Genomic DNA, 22,106 nt, shown 5'->3' with positions numbered 1-22,106 from the left:
TGTCGGTTTGGGTGTGTGCACAGTCACAACCTCTTCTCGTTATTGTGTGGGGAGCTGCGTGGTGCAGGGGCGGCATGTGCCGCCCCCCGGAGGTTATTTGAGCTGGTTCAGCCAGGCGTTGGATTCGAACCACTTCTTGTAGAGACGGTCGTAGCTGCCATCGCCCTTGATCTGGCGCAGGTAGTTGTTGAACCAGTTGAGGGTGTCCTGATCCCCTTTGCGGATGGCCCAGGCCAGCGGCTCGAAGGTGAACGGCTTGTCGAGGTGCACCACGGCGCCCTGATTCTGGGAGGCGAAAATAGCGTTGTAGGGCAGGTCATAGACGAACGCATCGACCTTGCCGTTGATCACTTCCAGCTTGGCGTCATCCTGGGTTTCAAACTGCAGCAGGGTGGCTTTGGGGATCAGGCGCTTGACTGCCTGCTCGCCGGTGGTGCCGAGCTTGACCGCGATCTTGTATTTCGGGTCGTTGAGGTCGGTGAAGGATTTGATTTCGCCCGCCTTCTCTTTGCGCAGGACTATGGTCTGGCCGACCACGATGTAAGGATCGGCGAAGTTGACTCGCAGGTTGCGCTGGGGAGTGACGGTCATGCCGCCCATGATGATGTCGAACTTGTTGGTCAGCAGCGCCGGAATGATGCCATCCCAGGCGGTGTTGACGAATTCGACCTTCACGCCCATCTCTTTGGCGACCATCTTGGCGAGATCCACATCAAAGCCGATGTATTGGCCCTGCTTGTTGGTCATCTCGAAGGGTTGATAGCCGGCATCAAAGCCGACTCGCAGCACGCCGCGTTCGAGCACGGCATCCAGGGTGGAGGTAGGGGCTGGGGTCGGGGCCGCCGTGGCGATCCCGCAAAACAGCAGGGTAGAAAGAATCAGTTTTTTGATCATAAGTGACGTCTCTGTCGGTGGTGTGTTCGGCCTTGAACCTGATCCCGTGCGACTCCGTGGCACAAGAGACTGCTGCATCCGGCAACAGGCAAGACAGGATGAATGTCTTGAGCGGGACAAAAGCCCCATATGAGATGCTATGAATAGTGGTTGAGTGAAAAATGTACCAAAAACAGATTGTGTCAGAAGACTCAACAGGTTAGAGACATTTATTGCTCATGGCTTCATTCATAAAATCACACGAAAACAACATATCTATCTAATTGAGTGGGTTCAAGCCCAAATTATCCCCAAGACATTTTGTTACATAGAGAGGGGCTCGTATGTGGCTTGAGTCTGGTTGGGCTTATCTTTCTTGCATATCTCAAACCTGCTATAGCGGAATGGTGTGAGTTATCTGGTGGTGTGAAAAACAGACGAACAATATGTTTTTATTGTGAAAACAGTCAGGGTCTCTGGGTCTTGGCAAACGGTTCTCATATACTCACTTACCTCCCTCTGCCTGGTTTTGATATGGATGTCTCGTTGTTGCTGAAGCTGGATGTATTTACCCTGATGGTGATGGCATTGGGGGGATATAGCCTCGGGTTTATCACGCTCTCCATTATCTGGTCGACCCACCGGGAGATCCCGGGCATCGGGTTATGGTGGTGGTCCAGTCTCTGTGCGCTGGTGGCCCAGATACTTTTCTCGTTACAGGCATTTTTCCCCAGCTCCTCCGGCATCTGGCTGGCCAATACCCTGATCACGCTCTGCATTGTGTTGATGCCGGCGGCGCTGCAGCGCTTTTTCGGACAGCCCCCGAACTGGCGTGCCGGGGGGCTCTTCATGCTGGTCTATCTGCTGCTTCTGAGCTGGTGCATTGTGGAGGGGGGGATGGCATCCCGGGTGTTGCTGGCTTGCTTGAGTTACATGGTGCTGGGTGCTGTGATCGTCTATCTGGTCTGGCGCCACGGTTACCCCCACTATCTGCCGGCGGTGATGGTCTTTACCTTGGTCAACGTGCTGCTCTACGCCTTCTACTTGATGCGGCTCTGGTTCCTCTGGCAGGACAACGTACAGATGCTGATGGATAAGAGCGGGGTCAATGTGCTGCCCTTCCTCTCCATGCTGATGGGGAGCTATCTTTCCACCTTCGGGGTGCTGCTGCTCTGTACCCAGTACCGTGCGCTGGCGCTGCGCCAGCAGGCTAGCCACGACCCTCTTACCGGTCTGCTCAACCGACGTGGCTTTATGGAGCAGCTGAAGCAGCAAAAGTGGGGTGACAGTGGCGCGCTGGCGGTGCTCGACATCGATGATTTCAAGCAGATCAATGATCAGCATGGTCATGAGGTGGGTGATCGGGTGCTGGCCGAGCTCGGTGCCTATCTGGGTAGTCAGCCCGATCTGGTGTGCAGTCGTTTCGGTGGCGAGGAGTTTGTGCTGCTCTTCTCGCAGCCCGGCGTGCTGGCCCTGCAGCGCTGCGAGGGATTGCTGGAGGAGGTCGCGAACCGCGACATGGGGGGGCTCTACATCACGGTCAGTATGGGACTCTCCCACTGGCAAGGGGAGTGGCACTTTGACCCTCTGTTCACTCAGGCCGACCATGCGCTCTACAGCGCCAAGCGGCAAGGCAAGAACCGGGTCTGTCAGGCTGGTCGGGAGGTGTAACTCCCGTTCAGTCCGGTATTACGTTATCTCGGCAGGCTGGGGGCGCGGTGCCTGCGCCTTGAGGAAGGGGAGCAGCAGCAGGGCCGAGACGCCCGCCGCCACCGAGATCACCACGAAGAAGCCGTTCCAGTGCCAGATCTCCATCACCTTGGCCAGCGGATAGCCCGACAGCGCCGCCCCCATGTAGGCGAACAGACCGACAAAGCCGGTGGCTGCCCCTGCTGAATTCTTGTGGGAGCACTCCGCTGCCGCCATGCCGATCAGCATCTGGGGGCCGAACACGAAAAAGCCGATAGTAAAGAAGCAGGCCGCCTGCATCACATAGCTGAAGAAGGGCATCAGCCAGAGCGATCCCACCGCCAGCAGGATCCCCACCGCAAAGATGAGATTCATCGGGCCGCGGTTGCCGTTGAACAGCTTGTCCGATCCCCAGCCCGCCACCAGGGCGCCGATAAAGCCCCCCACCTCGAACATGGAGATGGCCGAGTTGGCGCTCATCAGATTGAAGCCGCGCTGCTCGGTCATGTAGAGGTTGCCCCAGTCATTGATGGCGGTACGCACCACATAGACCAACACGTAACAGCAGGCGAGCAGCCAGATATAGGGGTTGCCCAGCACATATTTGCGCAGGATCTGGCGATGGGAGAGCCCCGCATCCTGAGTCTGCTGGGCCAGCTCCATGGCATCCTTGCGCCACTCGCCTACTGTCGGCAGCCCCATGGCGCTCGGGGTATCCCGCAGCCGCCAGCAGAGGAACAATCCCGCGATGATGGCGATAAAACCGGGCACTATCATGCCGTAGCGCCAGCCATGTTGCAGAGCGATGGTGCTGACGATGAGAGGGATGAGCGCCCCGCCCACGTTGTGTGCGGTGTTCCAGGCCGACCACCAGACCCCGCGCTCGGTGCGCGAATACCAGCTGGTGAGCAGCTTGGAGCAGGGGGGCCAGCCCCAGCCCTGGAAGAAGGCGTTGGCGACCCAGAGGGCGGCAAACATCCAGAGTGCCGACGAGAGGCCGAACAGGATATTGATAACGCCGGTGGCCATCAGTCCGACACCCATGAAGTAGCGCGGGTTGGCGCGGTCACTGATGATGCCGGAGAAGAACTTGGAGCAGCCGTAGGTGATGTAGAACAGGGTCCAGAGCATGCCGATGTCGGACTTGTCCAGCATGCCGCTCGCCAGCATGTCAGGCATGGCGAAGTTGAAGCTCTTGCGGGTGAAGTAGAAGACCGCGTAGCCCAGATACATGGTCAGCAGCAGGTGCAGCCGCCAGTAGCGATAGGTGGCATCGATCTCGGCCTGATCCCGGATAAGGGGCCGGGGCGGTGCGCTTCTCATAAAACTCAGCACAGGCTGGCCCTCTGGTGGTGATTAGCCATGATTCTCTTCCCGTCTGCGACTGGGCAGATTGACCGTCAGCTGGGTGCCGTGGATGCAGGAGAGTTGCAGACGGCCCCCGAGGGCCTGTACCCGCTCGCGAATACCGAGCAGGCCATAGCCCTGCTGCGGGCGGCTTTCCGGCAAACCGCGGCCATCATCTTCCAGCACCAGTTGCAACTGATCGCCGCTGGCCCGGGCGCGAATGGTGACCGAGTGGGCGTTGGCATGTTTGACCACGTTGTTGAGCCCCTCCTGACAGACCCGAAACAGGGTGACCCGCTGGGCATCCGAGAGATCCCCATCCGCCAGCTGCCACTCCAGCCGGGTGACGATGCCATGACGCTCCAGCTCCAGCTCCCGCAGCAGTGCCCGTACCGCCTGTTCAAGAGTCATGTCGTCGAGCTGGCGCGGGCGCAGCCGCCCGAGCAGGCCGCGCACCGCGTCGTAGATCCCGAGCGACAGTGTGTCGATCAGGGTGCTGCTCTGGCCCACCCCGGCGTTGTCGGGGGCGAGGCGGCGCACGATCCCTGCCTGGGTTCGAATGGCTGTGATGGTCTGGCCGATGTCGTCGTGCAGCTCGCGCGCCACCTCCTTGCGGATACTCTCCTCGGTCTCCAGCAGCCGCTCGGTGAGCTGGCGATTATGGGCGAGCTGGCGGGTCAGCGCCTGATTGAGCTCCCGCTGGCGCTGGATCCCCGCGCCGAGCAGCAGGCCTGTGAGGCTCTGGGCCAGCAGGGAGAGCAGCAGATCGAGGGGGTGATCGTGCCAGGCCTGACTGGCCAGCAGGGCGATGGTGTTCATCAGGGTGGCGAGCAGCGCCCCTTGCCAGCCGTAGCGCCACGCCATGGCGATGATGGGGATGGCCAGACAAAACGGGGTGAAGCGCACCAGCGAGTTGGGCAATCCCAGTTGCAGCCAGAGGCTCAATACGAACAACAGCAGATACCAGACCAGATGGCGAAAGCGCCACTCCACCGGCTGATCCACCAGCGCAGGACCGAGCGGCACCCAGGTGGCGCGGGTGAGGTAGTGCCAGATCAGCATGCAGGTGGAGGTGAGAGTGAGCCCGCCGGTGAGACTGAGCAGCAGGGCCGAGAGGCCATCTTCCCCGGCCAGATGCCAGAGCAGGGCTTGCAGCAGCGCCGCCGCCGTGACGGTGGCGAGCAGCAGCAACAGTTGCTGCCAGTCGTTGCGCACCTGCTGGCGACGGGCAATCAGTAGCGGTAGCAGGGTCAGCAGACTGCCCGCGACCAGCCAAGGCCAGTGGGGCAGCCCTACCTCCAGATTGAGCCAGTAGAGCAGCAGTCCTTCGCACAATAATAGCGGCGGCCAGTAGTGGCCCGGGCTTTGCAGCAGCAAGCCGAGGCGCAGGCCGAAGGGGAACAGCAGCACCGCCAGCGCCGGGCCGCCCGCCAGATGCAGGCTGATGCTCCAGAGGCAAAACCAGCCGGCGGCAAAGATGAAGCAGGCCGCCAGCGCGATGGCGACATAGCTGGCAAAACGGGAGATCACCAGCTATCCAGCATGCGGTGGGCCAGCTCGACGTTGTTGCTGACTTTGAGCTTGTCCATCAGGTTGGCGCGATGGACGTGAACCGTCTTGGGGGAGAGTCCAAGCTGCTCGGCGATGCTCTTCACCTCCAGCCCCTGCGCCAGCAGCTGGGCAATCTCCCGCTCCCGGTTGGTGAGGGGATCCCGGCTGCTGCTGGCCAGCTTCTGGGCGATGTCGGGGGTGAGGTAGCAGCCGCCGAGCGCGGCGGTGCGCACCGCGGCGATCAGCTCGTCCGGACTGCAGCGTTTGGAGAGAAACCCCTTGGCGCCGGTTTGCAAGGCCTGCTCGATGAGGGCCGGGCTGTCGTGCACCGAGAGCATCACCACCGCAAGGCCGGAGGGGAGCTGCTTGAGCAGATCCAGTCCCGACTGGTCGGGCATCGAGATGTCGCAGACACAGACTCGCGCCCCGCTGCCGGGCAGACCGGCAAGGGCGTCGCTGGCGGAGCCGAATTCGGCGACCACCTGCAGATCGGGCTCCAGATTGAGCAGTTGGGCAAAACCGGATCGGACGATCTGGTGATCGTCGATGAGGGCAATTTTTATCATGATGTCAGCCTGAAATTCGGTGCGTCATGACCATGACGCGGCCAACAAGATACCTGCCCCCCGAGTCAGGCTCAAGCAGCAGCAGGAAAAGGGGCTAAAAACCGGGGGGCAAGGTGCGCAAAGCTTGATCGGGATCAGCTGGCAAGGGCGAGCAAGCGGGCTGATCAGCAGGGGGATGACCAGCCCGTGGGACTCAGCGGTGCAGCTCGCCGGCGCGCTCCGGCTGATAGACCACTTCCAGAATTTCGACCTCGATGGTGCGACCGGCCGGGCCCGGCCAGGCGATGCTGTCGCCCACTTTCAGACCGAGCAGGGCGCTGCCCACCGGCGCCAGTACCGAGATGTTGCTCTCGTCGCCCTTGGCATCGCGCGGGTAGACCAGGGTGAGGCAGAACTCGTTGCCGCTGCTCTGCATCTTGAAGCGCACCTTGCTGTTCATGGTGACCACGTCCGGCGGCATGTCGGCTGGTTCGCGGATCTCGGCGCGGTCCAGCTCCTCTTGCAGGGCCAGATGCTGCGGGTGGTTGCCGAGCAGTTGTTCGATACGGTCAAGGTCAAGGCTGGAGATAACCAGATGAGGTTGTTTCATAAGATATTCCTTATCAATAGCGGATAGGCCCATACCGGCGGGTGCAGGTTGGCCATCACGCAAAGTGTTACAAAAATGGATTCAACAGGTTCAATCGATTGAAAATGCCATGCCCCCAAGCGACTCGCGGCCGAAGGAGCGAGGCGGGGGCTCAGCAGGGTGTGAGCAAATGCGAGGAAATAGCGAGTATTTTCATGGGGCTACCATAACCATTCTGGCCGGCCTTGGCAACCGTGATTGAGTGACTACTCAGGAGCCTGATAGTTGTACTGACGGATGATCCGCGCCAGTGTGCCATCATGGCGCATCTCGTCTATCACGGCTTGCCAGCGACGCCCTTCGGTGAAGGGGAACTCTTTGTGAGCGGCAATAAATAACTGGGTGCGCATCAGGGTTTCACCACGAACAAGTTGCCCAGTAGAAAATCCTTCTTGCTGTTGGTTGTAGAGAATAGCGTTCCAGGCTGCTACCCATGCATCGATACGCCCTCGTTGTAGTTTGTGCGCATTGAGTTCTTCGGTGGCGACAGTTTGACTGGTCAGATTGAGTCTTTGTTTGAGTAAATGTTGGCCGAAAGAGTGGCGCAGAGTACCGACCTTGAGGGTGGACAGCTCACCGGCTTTGATTGGAACAGGATGAAAGCGGCGATCGCTGACGATAACAAATTCCTCGTCGATTATTGGTGCTACCCAATAAAAGAGGTGCTCTCGTCGAGAGCTCCGCACTGGCGGGATCAGAAGTACATCCTTGCGGTGGGTCACTTCGATGAGGGCTCGGGCCAGCGGCATCAACTCGATAGTGAGCGGTTCTTTTAAGCGCCGGGCGGCCTCTTCCATGACCTCGATGGCCATGCCGCTTGGAGCCCCCTGCTGAGAACGTATGACATAGGGGGGCAGCTCGGCCGCCACCAGCATTATAGCCTGGGCACCGGTGTTCACCAGCAACAACAGCAGGGTCAAAAAAGGCAGGCAGAGAGTGCGCATCAAGGTCGTGAGTCAGAGTCGAATGAGCAGAGTGTAACATTCCTGCCTGCGTTGTCGTTGGGCTCGCTGAGGGGTTGGGATCTCAGTCGAAGAAATCGCGCAGATCGCGCACTTCGTAATCAGCGAGTTGCTGCCAGGGGAGCTGAGCAGGCAGCTTGCGCAAGGTCACCTCCATCCGGTAGCTGCGATAGCCGTCGAGACTGGCCGATTCGACCACAAGCGGGAGCTGCCACTGACTCGACCAGAGAATGCGGGTTCGTTGCTGCCCTTCGCGCTTCTCATACCAGCGGGCCTGCTCGGGGGCGGCCTCATCCAGCGGGGTCATCCCCTCGATCAGCGCCGGGTTGACAAGATGGCGGATCCGTGGCCAGTCGGGTTTGAAGGCCACCTGGCCATACTCTTCCACCGGCACCTCAACCAGCTGGTTGTGCCAGCTGTCGGCATAACGCAGTTGCAACTCACCTTCATCACTGCGACTGACCCAGCGGGCTGCCATCTGGTGGGTAAAGTGCTTGTGGCCGGGCGTGGCATCGTGAGTGGCGTGATAGGCACGGGCAAGGGGGAGGGGAATGAGCCGCTGGCTCCACACCTGATTGCCCACCCGCAGCCACTTCTCTTGCCAGACACTCTCTCTGGCGATGCCATCGCTGCCGGTGTTCCGGTCGTGATAGCTGATCCGGGCGGCGAGATCCGGGGGTGTGTCGTCAGCATGCAGGGGAAAGGCGAGGGTGCTGCCAAGCAGCCATAACGAAAGCAAAAGTCGCATCATCATCTGTCGCTCGAAAGAGCCGGGGCCCGGGCCGCTGAGTCAATTGCTCAGATGCACCTGGGCCCCTGCTGCTTACAGGCCGAGCGCCTCCCGCAGTTTGCCAAACACCTTGGTGTTATCCAGTGTGCCTTTGAAGCGGTTGCTGCCGGCGCCATCGGCAAACAGCATCACATCGCCGCCGCCGTGGGTTTCCGATGTCAGTTTGACGCCGGTCTCCTGCAGATAGTCATTAGCCATCACCTGATCGCTGGTGAGGACGGGACGCACATCGGGGCGGTTGGGGCCGTTACCGAACACCAAGGTGGTGAAGGGCTTGCCATCCACGTCGTTCTGGGTCGAGCCGTCGCCATTTTTCACCAGATCCAGCACCGGATTGCCCTTGGCGGAGTAGCCGTTAATGGTCATGGTGTGGTCATGGTCGGCGGTGACCACGATCAGGGTATTGTTGAGATCCACTTTACCCAGCGCCGTCTTGACCGCCTCATCCAGTGCCACCGCGTCGGTGAGCGAGCGCTTGGCATTGGTGCCGTGCAGGGCGTGATCGATCCGGCCGCCTTCTACCATCAGGAAATAACCCTGACTGTTCTTGCTCAGCAGGTCGATCGCCTTGGCGGTCATCTCGGAGAGGGACGGCTGGGTATTGGCAGTCCCTTTGGCGACCCGATCCAGTTCGTAGTCGAGGTGGGATTTGCTGCTGAACAGACCGAGCACCTTGCCACTGGTGACCTTGGCCAGTTCACTTTGGGTGGTGACATAGCTGTATCCCTGTGCCTTCATCTCCGCGGTCAGGTCGCGGTTGTCATTGCGACCGCCCTTGTTGCTGGCGCTGTAGGGGGTCCAGTGGTTGGCACCACCGCCCATCAGCACATCGACCCCATCCCCAAGCGCCTGGTTGAAACCAGTTCCTCCCGGAACAGCTTGTGCGGCGATGTCATAAGCGGCATCCCGATGGCAGATGTGGGCGTAGGTAGCCGCCGGGGTAGCGTGGGTCAGCTCGGTAGTGGTGACGGCCCCGACCGATTTGCCTGCCGCCTTGGCCAGCTCCAGGATGGTGGGCACCGGCTTGCCGTTATCGCTGCTGCAATTGTTGACGGTTTTGTTGCCATTGACGTCTTTGCCGGGGGCGACGGCTTTGGTGTCGCTGCTCATGGCGATCACCTCGTTGTTCATCTTGACCCCGGTGGTGTAGGCCGCCATGGAGGGGGCCGAGTCGGTGGTCTGGGCATCGTTGGAGAAGGTCTTGATGCGGGCACTGCGCGGCAGTTTCATCATCTCCAGATTGCCCTCTTCCCCCACCTTGAACAGGCGGGTGGCGGTGAGCACGGTGGGGCCCATGCCATCACCGATAAAGAGAATGACGTTTTTGGCATCACCGGCCTGTGCCTGGGAGGTTGCGCCCAGCGCACTGAACAGGGCGGCGCAGACCAGCGTGTGCTTGATGGATGTGTTCATCTGTTTGCTCATGAAAGTGCTCCTTACAGCTTGGCCGCAGCCTTGATCTTGCCGAACACGGCGGTGTTATCGAGTGAGCCATGGAAGCTGTCAGCCCCCTTGCCGATGGCGCCGAGGAAGACATCGGTGCCACCGTGGGTCTCGTTGCCGATCTCGCCTACCTTGACCACCACTTCCTGGTGGTAGTCATTGGCGGAGACGGTGGCATCGTCGAGCGGGGCGACGCTGCTGCGCGGGCCATCCACCCGGTTGTAGCCGTTGCCAAAACCTATGATGGTGTAGGGCATGCCCTCGCTATCCTTGCTTGGCTCGCCAGTCTCGTAGTTCTTCACCAGCCCGAGTACGCCGGGGTTGTCGGCGGTGGTCTTGCCGGTGCGCTTGGCATAGCCGTTGAGCACTAGCGTGTGGTCGTGGTCGGCGGTGACCACGATCAGGGTGTTTTTCAGCTCGGGGTCGCTCTTTTTCACCTCGTCGATGGCGGCCTTGATGGCATTGTCGAAGGCGATGGTGTCCTGCAGCGCCCGCTTGGCGTTGGTGTCGTGCAGGGCGTGGTCGATACGGCCCCCTTCCACCATCAGGAAGTAACCCTTCTCTTTGCCCTTGAGCTGCTTGATGGCGGCCAGGGTCATCTGGGCCAGTGACGGCTCGCTGGCAGGGCGGTCCAGGTCATATTTCATGTGGCTCGAACCAAACAGGCCCAGCAGCGGCTTGCCCGTATCAGCCTTGTTCAGCTCATCCAGATTGCTGGCAAACTGGTAGCCCTTGGCCTGCATTTCGCTGATGAGGTTGCGGCCATCCTCCCGCTTGCCCTTGTCAGCTTTGGGCAGGAAGAAACTGCTGCCGCCACCGAGCACCACATCCAGCCCCTCTTTGAGGGCGCTGTTGTAGCCTTTGCCGCCCGGTACCAGCTGGACGGCGATATCCGCTTCCAGATCCCGATTGCAGATATGGGCATAGGTAGCCGCCGGGGTGGCGTGGGTCACCCGGGTACTGGTTACCACACCGGTACCGCGGCCATCGGCTTTGGCCAGCTCCAGCAGGGTGGTCACCGGCTTGCCAGCGCTCTTGCTGCAGTCGCTCTCATAGGTGGCGTCGCCGTCCATGCTGATGACGCCGTTGTTGCTTTTGACCCCGGTCATGTAGGCCGCCATGGAGGGGGCCGAGTCAGTGACCTGGGCATCGTGGGAGAAGGTCTTGATAAAGGCCGTCTCTGGCAGGGTATCGATGGTGAGATCACCCTCTTCGCCGACACCGTAGATGCGGGCGGCCGTCAGGGTGTTGAGGCCCATGCCGTCACCGAGGAAGAAGATGACGTTGGTGGGTTGGGCTGCGGGCTTGGTCGCCACCGTGTCATTGTCTGATTTGCAGCCGGCAGCCAGGGCGGCGCCGATCATCACTGCAAGTCCTGCCATTTTTCTCATTGGGGTTCGCTCCTTGTAAAACCTGAGCGCAGCCTAGAGGGGACAGATGACACTTTTACTGACTATCGGTGACGGTTGTGTGAAAAAGTGATGAAAATGTTACAATATATCAATATGTTATCTATCAATTGAGCCAGTTGGTCCGGTCGCTTCCGGCTGCTTTGTTTCATCTCGACGGTTTGCTGATTTGCTGAGGTGATAGCTAGAATGACCTGTCAAAATGTGCCCGCAGCAGGTAAAATGCGCCCCCTTCGTTCGATGCCCGCGGCAGAGCGCCTGTTGTTCCATGCGCGCGCCCGCAGCCCCCACAGAGAGTAACGGATATGTCCATCAACTGGTTCCCCGGTCACATGCACAAGGCCCGCAAAGAGATTGCCGAGGTCATGCCCCAGGTCGATGTGATCATCGAGATGCTCGATGCCCGCATCCCCTTCTCCAGCGAAAACCCGCTGGTGCCCGAGCTGCGTGGTGATACCCCGGTGATCAAGGTGCTGAACAAGGCGGACCTGGCCGATCCGGCGATCACCGATCTGTGGGTGGCGCATATGGAAAAAGAGAAGGGGATCAAGGCGCTGCCGCTGACGCAACAAGAGCCGGAGAAGATCAAGCAACTGCTGACCCTCTGCCACGAGATGCTGCCGGAGCGCAATTTTGAGCTGCGCGGCGTGCGGGCGATGATCATGGGGATCCCCAATGTGGGCAAATCCACTCTGATCAATACCCTGGCGGGGCGCATCATCGCCCGTACCGGCAACGAGGCGGGGGTGACCAAGTCCCAGCAGCGGATCAAGCTGGATAACAACGTCATCCTGACTGATACCCCGGGTTTTCTCTGGCCCAAACTCAATCCGCCCTCCTGTGGTTATCGTCTGGCCATCACAGCGGCCATTAAAGACACTGTGTTCGACTATGCCGATATCGCCATGTTTGCCGCTGACTACTTCATCAAGGCCTATCCGGAGCGGATCAAGGCGCGTTACCAGATTGACGAGTTGCCCGAGACCGAGATCGAGCTGCTGGAGATGATCGCCCGCCAGCGAGCCTTTATGCGCAAAGGGGGGCTGGCCGACCTGCACAAGGCGTCCGAGATCCTGATCAACGAGTTCCGCTCCGGTTTGCTTGGCCGCATCTCGCTGGAGACGCCGGAGATGGTGAGCGTCGAGATTGTCGAAGCCGCCGCAGAAGCCGAGCAAAAAGCTAAAGAGAAGGCCGAGCGGGAAGAGGAGCGTCAGGCCCGCGCCCGTCGCAAGTACGCCCGCAAGCGTCAGAAATAGTTATCCTCAGGCGTCCCGAGCTTGCCTGACAACGAGCGAGCTTGTGTGACCCAGATGACGAAACACGAAGAGGCGACCCCAGGGGTCGCCTCTTCTGTTTTATCTGGTGAAATGCCGCCCACTTCTCATGGCGTGTCCGCGCTATAAAGCCATGCCATCAACCAAAACGGTGGCGCGCCGTCTCAAGCAGCGACATATGAAGCGGGATCAGCTGTTGCCAGTCGCGGCGATAGCCGCCCCCGGGCACAGCGGCGACAGGCAACCCATGCTTGATTGCACAGTCAAAAACCATGGCATCGCGCAGGCGCACCCCTTCATCGCTCAGGGAGAGATAGCCAAGCTCGTCGGCATGATGCACATCGACGCCTGCCTGATAGAGGATGAGATCCGGCGAATAGAGGCGCAGTGCTAGCGAGAGTGCCTGTTGCAGTGTGGTGAGATAGGCATCGTCTGCCATGCCGCTTGGCAGCGGAAAGTCGAGGTGAGAGGTGGCTTTGTGATGGGGAAAGTTGTGCTCCCCATGGAGGGAGAGGGTGATGATGTCGCGCCGCCCGGCGCAAAGGGCCGCACTGCCATCTCCCTGATGCACATCGAGATCGATGATCAGCACCTGTTCACAGCGCCCCTCGTCGAGGCAAGTCTGGGCGGCAATCACCAGATCGTTGAACAGACAAAAACCGCTGCCGTGATCCCGATGGGCGTGGTGGTAGCCACCGGAGATCTGCAAGCCGCATCCCTGCTCAAGAGCATGGCGGCTGGCGGCAATAGTGGCACCCACCGAGCGCAAGGTGCGCTCCATCAGCATGGGTGACCAGGGAAAACCGATCTTGCGGATGGCACGATCTTCCAGCTGGCCGCTCAGGGCCGCCGCGACATAATCGGCATCGTGAATGCGACAGATTTGCTCCCGGGTAGCGGCGGGCGCTTCGCCAAGGGGGTAACCCTGCACCTGCAGGCGTTCAAACAGCCCTTGATACTTGGCCAGCGGGAAGCGATGGCGCTCGGGTAGCGTCAGGGAGGAGTAGAGGGGGTGATAGAAAATGCGCAACGACATAGTGCCATTCTCCCTGGCAAGGTGGCGCTTTCTATATATGAAATCTGCAGATGAATCCATATATGTAATCCCTATATAAAGGGGAAGTGGCAGCGCATAAATCAAGACGCGTCGTGAGTGAGACCGCAGGATATGGAAAAGGGGAGCTTGGCTCCCCTTTCAGTCAATATCCCAGCCCGGCTTATTGCTGCTGGATAACCCAGATCTGGAAGGCTTTGCGGGTTTCAGCATCTGCCTTGTTGTACCAGTTTTGCAACTGGGTCAGGGCTTCCGGATTGCTTTGAGCCTTGCTGGGGGCAACCTGAACCGGTGCGCTGGCGGCAGCCATCACGGCAGCAGAGGAGACGGCAACCGCTTTGGGCTGGTTGAAGGCTTTACCCATGTTGATCAGCTCTTGCTGATAGTCACGGGTCAGCTGGAAGCCTTCTACTTTCGGCATCACGAACTGTTCGCTGCTCACTTGCTGGCCTGTGACCTTGTCTTTCAGCGTGACTTTCTGATCCTTCAGGAACTGTTTGGCTTCTGCTTCGTTGCGGGGCTTTTTATAGTCCAGCACCAGTTGCTGGTTGTCGGCGGCGGTGAAGTTCAGCACCAGCGGCTCGGCGGTCACCAGCTTGATTTCGTCTCGATTAGAATAATTGCCTTCAAATGCAACCACGAGCTGATGTTTACCAACGCTAAGTGGAAACTTTTTGGTGTTATCGAGTAATGAGGGATTAATTGCTTGACCATCGATCAGCTGGACGACATACGGGGTGGTCACTTCCAATTGGGCATCAGCAAGGGCGCTACCGGCCCACAACAGACCAGCCAGCGCCGGTACCAGAACAGTCAGTTTCATTTCATCTCCTTGAACAGTCAGGCGATTGCCCACTGAAAACAGGGGCTTATTTTTACAGGTTTGGCCTACTGCGGCAATGGCTCTTTCTGGTGGTCGATGTTCGCGCTGCTGTCAGTTTGTTTATCAATAGCGACCGACTTATTTATTCGATCCGCCGTGTAAACGGGGGGAGGGCGTCGAGCAACCCCTTGCCATAACGTTTGGTCAGCAGACGTCGGTCAAGAATGGTAACCCGCCCCCGATCTGCCTCTTTGCGGATGAGGCGGCCACAGGCCTGGATCAGTTTGCGCGATGCTTCTGGCACCGTCAGTTGCAGAAACGGGTTCCCCCCTCGCTGCTCTACCCATTCGGCGGTAGCCTCCTCGACCGGTGAGTTGGGCACCGCAAAGGGGAGTTTGGTGATGACCAGATTGGTAAGGTAGTGACCCGGCAGATCCAGCCCCTCCGAGAAGCTGCCGGTACCAAACAGAATGCTGGCCTGACCGCCATCGCACTTTTGTTTGTGCAGGGTGAGCAGGGCATTGCGGGAGGCTTCCCCCTGCACCAGCAGTGATAGTCCCTTGGCTCGCAAGCCAACAGCCACCTCATTCATCTGGCGGTAGGAGGAGAAGAGCACCAGACTCGCCTCCTTGCCCGCAAGAATACGTGGCAGCACGCTGATGAGTTCGTTGGTAAAGGCCGGCGAGTTGGGTTCGTGCTCCATCTTGGGCAGATAGAGCTCGGCTTTCTGATAATCAAAGGGGGAGCGCAGGCGCAGATAGCGGGTACCGTCGTGCTCCTTGAGCCCCACCTGATGGCGAAAATAACTAAAGGAAGAGAGTGCTGTGAGGGTTGCGGAGACCAGTACGGCTCCCAGACATTTCGACCAGAGCCACTCCTCCAGCAAATAGCCTACCTCAATCGGTGAGGCGTGCAGCCAGATATCGCCGTCATCGCTCTTGGCCATCCAGCGGGCGAGCGGGGTTTTGCCGGTCGGAACATGGCGCCCCAGCATCTCCCAGAGGGCGCAGAAACTCTCCAGCCGCTGCAGATGAAAACCGCTCTCGGCCAGCAGGGGTTCGGCCTCCTTGCGGCGGATCTCGCCATCTTTCAGCGCTTCACCGATTGCTCCCTGCATCCGATCCAGCGCCCGCAGCGCCTTCTTGCTCGACTCCTTGAGATTCTCCGCCAGCATGGGCAGGGGATCCGGCAATACCCCTTCGGCGAAGCGGTAGTGGGGGTCTGTGCCAAACAGCCGATCGTTGGCGCTGAGCCACTGCTCGACCGCCTTCAGGTCGGGCTGGATGGAGGCCAGTGCATCCTGCAGTTTGAGTTGGGGGTCGAGCAGGCTCTCCTTATTAAGCGTCCGCGCCAGCTTGCCTGCACTTTGTACCAGCTTCTCCAGCCAGCGACGCGAGCCTTTGACGCTGGCCGACGCCGCGCCGTGATCCCGGGCGATGGTGGGCAGGTGATGGGCCTCATCCAGCACATAGATGCACTCATCAGGGGGCGGCAGAATGATGCCGCCGCCCATGGTGAGATCGGAGAGCAGTAGCGCATGGTTGACGACCAGCACATCGGCGCTCTCCATGTCGTTGCGGGCGCGATGAAAGGGGCAGTGCTGGTGATGGCTCAGCGCCTTGTTGCAGGTGTGGCGGTCGGCGGCGATGCGATCCCAGCAAGTGTCGGGAATGGGCTCCGGCCAGTTGTCCCGATCCCCGTCCCACTTGCCATTGGTGTAGGCCTGCCACAGGGCCTGGTAGCGATCTTTGTCGCTGTCAGATGGTTTGGATTTGCTCAGACTGCCAAAGTCGAGCTCGAAGTTGGCCATCTCGGCGCCACTGGCTGCCTGCTCCAGCAGATGCTCGCAGCAGTAGCGCTGACGCCCCTTGACCAGCATAAAGCGAAACGGTAGCTCGCTGTGGCGGTGGTAAAAAGGGAGGTCTTTGTGGATCAGCTGCTCTTGCAGGGCCACGGTGGCGGTAGAGATCACCAGCTTCTTCTGGGTGAGCCGCGCCACCGGGATGGCGCCCTGCGCATAAGAAAGAGACTTGCCGATACCGGTGCCCGCTTCGGCCACCAGAATACGGCGCTGTTTGTCGTACTCGCCGGTCAGGGTTTTGGCTATCTCGGCCACCAGAAAGTTCTGCTCTTTGCGCGGCACAAAACCGGGTAATCCATCCGAAATCTGGCGATAGGTTTGACGAATGGTTGCTTTGAGGCGAGTAGAGAGCATGAAGAGAAGGCCAGTTAGGGGTTAATCGAAGGACAAGGATACCCGCAACCCCTTGGTGAGGTCGAGGCAGCAGCCATTATCACGGCAGTTTTACGCTGTTCAGACCACTTTGGTTGTTTATCAGGTAGTTAGCGTTGCTTGCATGCAAAATAGACTATTTGAGTCCAAATAATCAGCAGGATTCATTGTAAACGTTTTCCTTTTGCCTTGCTGTCAGGTGAGACTTGGCTCACATTTTTGCCTCCATGACTATGATTTCCGTAAAAAGTTCCAAGTTTTTTCATTGCGGTTCAAAAAATCCGGTGCTAGTCTCGGCGGCATAGTGATGCAAAGAACATCGCTAACACAGGGAATAACAACAACTTAGTGTTTAATTACAGTAGGCATTGGAAACTATGAAAAAGACAATTCTGGCTATTGCTATTCCGGCTCTGTTCGCTTCCGCAGCCAACGCTGCTACCGTGTATGACAAAGATGGCGCCAAATTTGATGTGAACGGTCGCGTGCATGCTCGCTATCAAGGTGAGGAAGACAGCGCGAGTTTTGATACGACTAAAAATAGCTTTGTAAAGGATCAGTTTCAAACCAAGAAGGGCGAGGTCAACACCTATGCCCGTATGGGGCTGAGTGGTAAGGTCGCACTGAATAATACATGGTCTGCTCTGGCCATGGGTGAGTGGCAGGTCGAATCAGAAAACTCAGGTGCTGATGATAAACAGTTCGCTTCGCGTCATGTTTTTGCCGGTTTTGATGGTTCCCAGTACGGTCAATTCCTGTTTGGTCAGACTGATACCGCTGCTAAATGGGGTGTTCGTGACCGTGCCGATATCTTCGAAGAGTTGGGCAACGTAGGCAACTTGGACGACGGTCGTCAAGAAGGCCAAGTGATTTATCGTGGTGCATGGGATGGCGCTTTCTTTAATGCTTCCTACATCAGCCACAACAGCTCCTATTCATCTGATGAGCAAGTTGGTATTAACACCACAGCAGGTGGTCAGAACAATGCTAATGACGCGGGCCTGAAAAACGGTTATGCGGTCGGCGCTGGTTATAACTTCACCAACGGCTTTGGTTTTGGTGCGAGTTACCAAGACAAGAAGTTTGAAGATGTGACCGCAGGAAGCCTTGCTGACGGTGTCGTTGTTACTCTTGGTGATGAGATTGTTCGCGCCAAATCTAAAGAAGATTGGGCTCTGGGCGCGTCTTATGCGTACGATGCCTTCTACGTTGGTGCCATGTATAACCAATCCAAGATTGAGTCTTATGCAGATGAAAGCATGAAAGCTCGTGGTTATGAAATCGCCGGTTCTTATACCATCGATGCTTGGAAGTTGCTTGCTGGCTATAACTTCCTAGAAAGCGAAGCAACTTATACTGGTAAGAGTGCTGGTTATGCCGATATTTTTGACCGTGTAGTACTCGGTGTTGAATATGCATTTACTGGCAATCTGAAGTCTTACGCTAACTATGCAATCGAAAATGCTGGTGAAAAAGACGACCAGTTTGAATTCGGTATGCAGTACAACTTCTAATAAGTTGCACATGAGTAATATCCTGGCTTGAGTCTTTGACCAGGCTACGAATGGCCGAGATGATATCTCGGCCATTTTCTTTTTGGCTGCATTGCTATTGCGTAACGGAGTTCTGGTGAATCGCCGGATTGTAATTTCTAGTGATAGTTGGCAAATTGCCGGTCTCGGTTAATTTGTACAGATCTAGTTATCACCTGACACCGGCCTCAAATCGGTGTCTTGTTTACGCTACTTTAGTGCGCACTTCCTTCGGTATCAATTTCAGACCCTTCTTGAACATGTTGTAGGGGGTTTGCCCCTCCATCATCCTGCCCTGATGTGGCCGTTGGGTGTTGTAGTGCTCCAGGTAGCTATCCAGGTCTGTCTGCATCTGCTCTACCAACTCATACCAGGTCGTTCTCCCCTTGATAAGGAAGTGTTCATCCAGCAGTGTGCGATGCAGCCGTTCGATAAAGCCGTTGCTCTGCGGCCTGCGCACCTTGGTGGTTCGGTGCTCAATTCCCTCCAGTTGCAGGAGCAAGCTCGTAGGGATGGTGGTCAGGGCGCCCACAGAACTCGCGCCCGTTATCCGACAGGATGGTATAGACCCGCGCCTCGTGGGCCTCGAAAAACGGCTGCACCGTTTCATTGAGCACATGAACCGAGGTCACCGGCAGCTTGCTGGTGTAGAGCCGCCCCCAGGCGTGGCGGCTATAGCAGTCCAGCACGGTTTGCAGATACACCTTACCAACCCCCTTGAGCGCGCCAACGAAGAAGGTGTCGATCGCCACCAGTTCCCGGTGTAATGAACCTCTATCTGGCGTTCGCGGAACTCGGGACTAAAGCGTTCGAGCAGGCGAATTTGCTCGTCATTGAGCTCAATGGTTTGTTCCCTATGGGTTTTCTCGAGGCGCAACAAACGGTCGTGTTTGGAGAGCAAGTCGTGCCGTTGCCACACGCCACGCACACCGCCCGCACTGACATTGATGCCTTGCAGAGCCAGTTTTTGCGCGACTCGCAGCGGGCCATGAGCTGGTCTGGTGAGGGAGTAATCGAGGGTGGCCTGTTCAATCTCGGGAGCGACCCGATTGGGATGAGCCCCTTTGCAGCCGGGCAATTTGTCGAGCAATCCCTCGGCGCCATAGGTCTGGAAATTACGGCGAATTTCGTAGAACTGCTGACGACTGTAGCCGATGAGTTTGCAGGCTTTGCTGACGTTATTGAGCTCTTTGGCGAGCGCTAGCAGGCTGAGTTTGCGACGTGCTACTTTCTCGTTGGTGGTCATGCAGAGGCTGATAGTATTTTGCAGGTGCAAAAAAGCCCCTTGGCGGGGCTTGGTGTCTGGCAAGGCCGGTGTCGGGATTATCAATCGAACAGGATGCGGCCGCTGGTGCCGGCATCGCTGTCTTTCCAGCTGGCGCCGCTTTTGCGCAGGGTGTAAGTGATGGTCTCCTGCTTGAATTTCAGGTAGTCGCTGCCGCTGTGGCTCGGTTTGACCTGATTGCCATCGATATAGGTTTCCCCTGTGGTATCGACGTGAATTTCGGCCACGGTGCGGCCATCGTCAGTAACGGCTTTATAGTTGCCAGCCCACGGGCTCTCGTCGCCATACTGCACGGCCCCTTCCTGAGCGTGCGCTTGGGCATGGGTCTTGTGGCCGTGATGGGTTTTGGCCACGGCGCAGCCGGAGATACCGACCGCCAGCAGGCAACCGAGGGCGACATTGAGCAGAGTCTGTTTGGATTTCATCTTCATTTACCTGTATCAAATAATTGCAATGGATAAGGGGTGGAGCCCCACGGTCGGTGTGGGCCCCGTTGAGCCGTGGCTCGAAATCAGTCCTGATTGATGCCAGAAATATGGCCGCGGGCGTCGGTGAGGCAGTGCCAGAGCCGGTCATGGGGCCCTTTGATGTCAATCATCATCCCCGCCTGGGAGTCGGCCACATAGTCGAGGGTCAGTTTGCTGCGGCTGACGCCCGCTTTTCTGGCGACGGCGTTCATGCAGGCGTTCTCGGCAACCTTGGTTTGTGCAGTGCTGCCGTTGTAGGCACTGCTACTGGCGATTTCATTATCATCGCCGTCGTCATCGTTCTCATCGTCATTGAGCTGGCAGGCGCCGCTGTCGCCATTTTTGACAAAATAGGTGATGCCCCAGTCGCCATTTTTCACCATGGAGAGGGTGGTGCGCCCCTTGCTCGCCTCGTAGAAATTTGAATTCACTTTTTTAAGTGGAACTTGCTGGCTATTGATATAAGCCGTGCCATCTTCGACGCGAAGATTAATATGTCCAGGACAGCTGGCGGATAAATCAGGCACCCCTGCATATGCGGTTCCGGTCATGACCAATACAGAGAGAGCAAGCAGCGTTTTTTTCATCAGATAACCTCAAATCAACAAGGATCAGCAAGTGTGATGTCGTCAAAATAACGGTTGCTATGCCTGAACGTTATTTCTGTGCTCATTGCACACCTGTTATCGGTAGCCCGCAGTCAGTCGTTTCAGTGCGCCTCGTCCTGCCGGGATGACGCCAAATTTAGCAGTCGGGTGATGTAAGTAAAATAAAACAGGATTAATTGGATTCATAAAATATGAAAAACTATAAATCATTTAAAACAATGAGTTAGGAGCGACTCAAGTCACTGTGAAAATGATGGGGGACCTCCGGGTTGGTTCCTTATGGGCATCGATAAGGTTGGCCATCGGTCAGTGATGTCGGGCGTTTGGTATTTTTCCTGTTGCAAGCGGGCACAGGCTGGCGACATCACAGGACCAATCAGCCATTGCGCGCCGTAAATACACAGACAAAAAACTCCAATATTCTGTGTGCGAGGGGGAAATTAGCCTACCAGCAGGAAGATATTTTTACCTGATATGACTGGGTGGTGAGGCATATGAAAAGGACAGAATAAATAAACCCTCCGTCAATAGGGCGTAATTATCTGGAGTGTTCATGTACTTTTCCTGAGGATTGCCCACTCTTGGCAGGCAAAAATAACGACTTAGAAACTCATGGCCAACCCGATGGAATAACCGCTGGTGTTGTGGCTGAACATATAGCGGGCAACCAGCCGGGTGCGGGTGACTATGATGTCGTACTTGCTGCTGTCCAGCTCCAGACCGGCGCCGATGGAGTTGAGGGAGTCAAAGCCAAGCAACCCCCGCTGTTCCCCCAGATATGCGGTATGAGCCCCCTCCAGTACATAGCGCACCGGTCTGTCGAGCAGGGTCCAGTGGAATAGCGGGGCCCGGCGGCGCAGATAGAGACCGAGGTTCTCCGCCTCTGCGTGACCACGGACGCTGGTCGAGGTACCGCCAAAGCTCTGCAGGTGCTGGTAGGAGTAGCGCACTTCGATATCGATATCCTGCACCTTTGAAAAGAGCTCGTAGTCGAGCATCAGCGAGCCTCCCAGTCCGTACATATTGAGCTGCCCACCATCGAGAAAATCCAGCGAGTAGCCCTTGGTGCGCTCCAGCAGCCAGTTGCCGATCCGCAGATCGCTGGCCATGGTACCGAGCGAGACGTTGGCGATGGGGCGCAGCACCCAGTGGCCACCGCGCGGGTCTTCATGGAGGGTTATATCCCAGCCGATCCCGCCTGAAGCGGTCAGGCTGTTCCATTTGGTCGGGAGGGTGCGGCTCTCGGTGCCGTTGCTCACCACAAACTGGGGATCGTAGCGGCTAAAGCCGATCGCCCCTTCCAGATAGATGGGCATGGCTTCGCTCATGGTGGCGCCGCCACCGATCTGGGTCATGTTAAGGGCGGCAGATTGATTGGTGCCGCTGCCGATATCGAGGTTGCTGGCGGTGATGTCGGGCACCACGGTGAAGGTCATCAGCGAAAGCACCGCATTGGCGCGCTCCTGTGCCCACTCCTGATCCTGTGTTGCGGCCTTGACGGTGCTGCCGGATAGCGCCAGCAGCATTGGCAACAACATCTGCAATAAAGAGGAGCAAGAGCGGTGCATGAGT

The 22,106-nt window shown here is 57.9% G+C and carries 18 protein-coding genes and 1 pseudogene; 3 read left to right on the top strand and 16 right to left on the bottom strand.

The window, feature by feature from the left end:
- Window positions 1-93: 93 nt before the first annotated feature.
- Complete coding sequence (locus OKC43_RS06030) at window positions 94-894, bottom strand: transporter substrate-binding domain-containing protein (protein ID WP_270658388.1); 801 nt, start codon at window positions 892-894, stop codon at window positions 94-96.
- Window positions 895-1,407: 513 nt separating this feature from the next.
- On the opposite strand from OKC43_RS06030, the gene OKC43_RS06025 reads away from it, so the two are divergent.
- Complete coding sequence (locus tag OKC43_RS06025; protein ID WP_270658389.1) at window positions 1,408-2,544, top strand: GGDEF domain-containing protein; 1,137 nt, start codon at window positions 1,408-1,410, stop codon at window positions 2,542-2,544.
- An 18-nt stretch (window positions 2,545-2,562) separates the two neighbouring features.
- Here the strand turns inward: OKC43_RS06025 and OKC43_RS06020 are convergent, their stop codons facing one another.
- The 8 genes from OKC43_RS06020 to OKC43_RS05985 all read right to left on the bottom strand — a co-directional run bounded on the left by OKC43_RS06020 (window position 2,563) and on the right by OKC43_RS05985 (window position 11,240).
- Complete coding sequence (locus OKC43_RS06020) at window positions 2,563-3,897, bottom strand: MFS transporter (RefSeq protein ID WP_270658390.1); 1,335 nt, start codon at window positions 3,895-3,897, stop codon at window positions 2,563-2,565.
- A 21-nt stretch (window positions 3,898-3,918) separates the two neighbouring features.
- Complete coding sequence (uhpB, locus tag OKC43_RS06015; RefSeq protein ID WP_270658391.1) at window positions 3,919-5,439, bottom strand: signal transduction histidine-protein kinase/phosphatase UhpB; 1,521 nt, start codon at window positions 5,437-5,439, stop codon at window positions 3,919-3,921.
- Entirely contained in the window at window positions 5,436-6,026 is a 591-nt protein-coding gene (uhpA, locus tag OKC43_RS06010) for a transcriptional regulator UhpA (RefSeq protein WP_236302546.1), read from the bottom strand. Before uhpA ends, uhpB begins: the two co-directional genes overlap by 4 nt.
- Before the next feature lie 193 nt (window positions 6,027-6,219).
- Window positions 6,220-6,615: a nucleoside diphosphate kinase regulator gene (gene rnk, locus OKC43_RS06005; RefSeq protein WP_005334070.1), complete on the bottom strand. Its 396-nt coding sequence runs from the start codon at window positions 6,613-6,615 to the stop codon at window positions 6,220-6,222.
- 245 nt (window positions 6,616-6,860) lie between these two features.
- Window positions 6,861-7,598 carry a substrate-binding periplasmic protein gene (locus OKC43_RS06000; RefSeq protein WP_270658393.1) on the bottom strand — a complete coding sequence of 246 codons (738 nt, stop codon included), beginning with the start codon at window positions 7,596-7,598 and terminating at the stop codon, window positions 6,861-6,863.
- Window positions 7,599-7,680: 82 nt separating this feature from the next.
- Window positions 7,681-8,367 carry a hypothetical protein gene (locus OKC43_RS05995; RefSeq protein ID WP_107685200.1) on the bottom strand — a complete coding sequence of 229 codons (687 nt, stop codon included), beginning with the start codon at window positions 8,365-8,367 and terminating at the stop codon, window positions 7,681-7,683.
- Window positions 8,368-8,439: 72 nt separating this feature from the next.
- Window positions 8,440-9,831 carry an alkaline phosphatase gene (locus tag OKC43_RS05990; protein WP_194496707.1) on the bottom strand — a complete coding sequence of 464 codons (1,392 nt, stop codon included), beginning with the start codon at window positions 9,829-9,831 and terminating at the stop codon, window positions 8,440-8,442.
- 11 nt (window positions 9,832-9,842) lie between these two features.
- Complete coding sequence (locus OKC43_RS05985) at window positions 9,843-11,240, bottom strand: alkaline phosphatase (RefSeq protein ID WP_201936673.1); 1,398 nt, start codon at window positions 11,238-11,240, stop codon at window positions 9,843-9,845.
- 323 nt (window positions 11,241-11,563) lie between these two features.
- Between OKC43_RS05985 and ylqF the strand changes: the two genes are divergently transcribed.
- Complete coding sequence (ylqF, locus tag OKC43_RS05980) at window positions 11,564-12,514, top strand: ribosome biogenesis GTPase YlqF (RefSeq protein ID WP_005334061.1); 951 nt, start codon at window positions 11,564-11,566, stop codon at window positions 12,512-12,514.
- A gap of 157 nt (window positions 12,515-12,671) precedes the next feature.
- Here the strand turns inward: ylqF and OKC43_RS05975 are convergent, their stop codons facing one another.
- From OKC43_RS05975 to dinG, 3 genes are all read right to left on the bottom strand, one after another.
- On the bottom strand, window positions 12,672-13,568 hold the full coding sequence (locus OKC43_RS05975; RefSeq protein WP_270658397.1) for a histone deacetylase family protein: 897 nt from the start codon (window positions 13,566-13,568) through the stop codon (window positions 12,672-12,674).
- A gap of 181 nt (window positions 13,569-13,749) precedes the next feature.
- A complete protein-coding gene (locus tag OKC43_RS05970; protein WP_201986107.1) occupies window positions 13,750-14,409 on the bottom strand; it encodes a YccT family protein in 660 nt (219 codons plus the stop codon).
- Between the two features lie 142 nt (window positions 14,410-14,551).
- Window positions 14,552-16,624, bottom strand: coding sequence for an ATP-dependent DNA helicase DinG (dinG, locus tag OKC43_RS05965; protein WP_270658398.1), 2,073 nt, complete (start codon window positions 16,622-16,624; stop codon window positions 14,552-14,554).
- 395 nt (window positions 16,625-17,019) lie between these two features.
- On the opposite strand from dinG, the gene OKC43_RS05960 reads away from it, so the two are divergent.
- Window positions 17,020-18,156, top strand: coding sequence for a porin (locus tag OKC43_RS05960; RefSeq protein ID WP_139472845.1), 1,137 nt, complete (start codon window positions 17,020-17,022; stop codon window positions 18,154-18,156).
- Window positions 18,157-18,379: 223 nt separating this feature from the next.
- Here OKC43_RS05960 and OKC43_RS05955 read toward each other — a convergent pair.
- The 4 genes and pseudogenes from OKC43_RS05955 to OKC43_RS05940 all read right to left on the bottom strand — a co-directional run bounded on the left by OKC43_RS05955 (window position 18,380) and on the right by OKC43_RS05940 (window position 22,102).
- Window positions 18,380-19,420 (bottom strand): annotated as a pseudogene (locus OKC43_RS05955) (IS481 family transposase).
- 80 nt (window positions 19,421-19,500) lie between these two features.
- On the bottom strand, window positions 19,501-19,884 hold the full coding sequence (locus tag OKC43_RS05950; RefSeq protein WP_042056543.1) for a hypothetical protein: 384 nt from the start codon (window positions 19,882-19,884) through the stop codon (window positions 19,501-19,503).
- 86 nt (window positions 19,885-19,970) lie between these two features.
- Window positions 19,971-20,513: a hypothetical protein gene (locus OKC43_RS05945; protein WP_107682335.1), complete on the bottom strand. Its 543-nt coding sequence runs from the start codon at window positions 20,511-20,513 to the stop codon at window positions 19,971-19,973.
- Window positions 20,514-21,136: 623 nt separating this feature from the next.
- Window positions 21,137-22,102, bottom strand: a complete 966-nt coding sequence (locus OKC43_RS05940) for an autotransporter domain-containing protein (RefSeq protein ID WP_270658400.1) — start codon at window positions 22,100-22,102, stop codon at window positions 21,137-21,139.
- Window positions 22,103-22,106: the final 4 nt, after the last annotated feature.

The sequence above is a fragment of the Aeromonas sp. Y289-2 genome (assembly GCF_027705925.1).
GTDB lineage: Bacteria > Pseudomonadota > Gammaproteobacteria > Enterobacterales > Aeromonadaceae > Aeromonas > Aeromonas veronii.
This window is presented reverse-complemented; position numbering and strand designations above follow the sequence as displayed.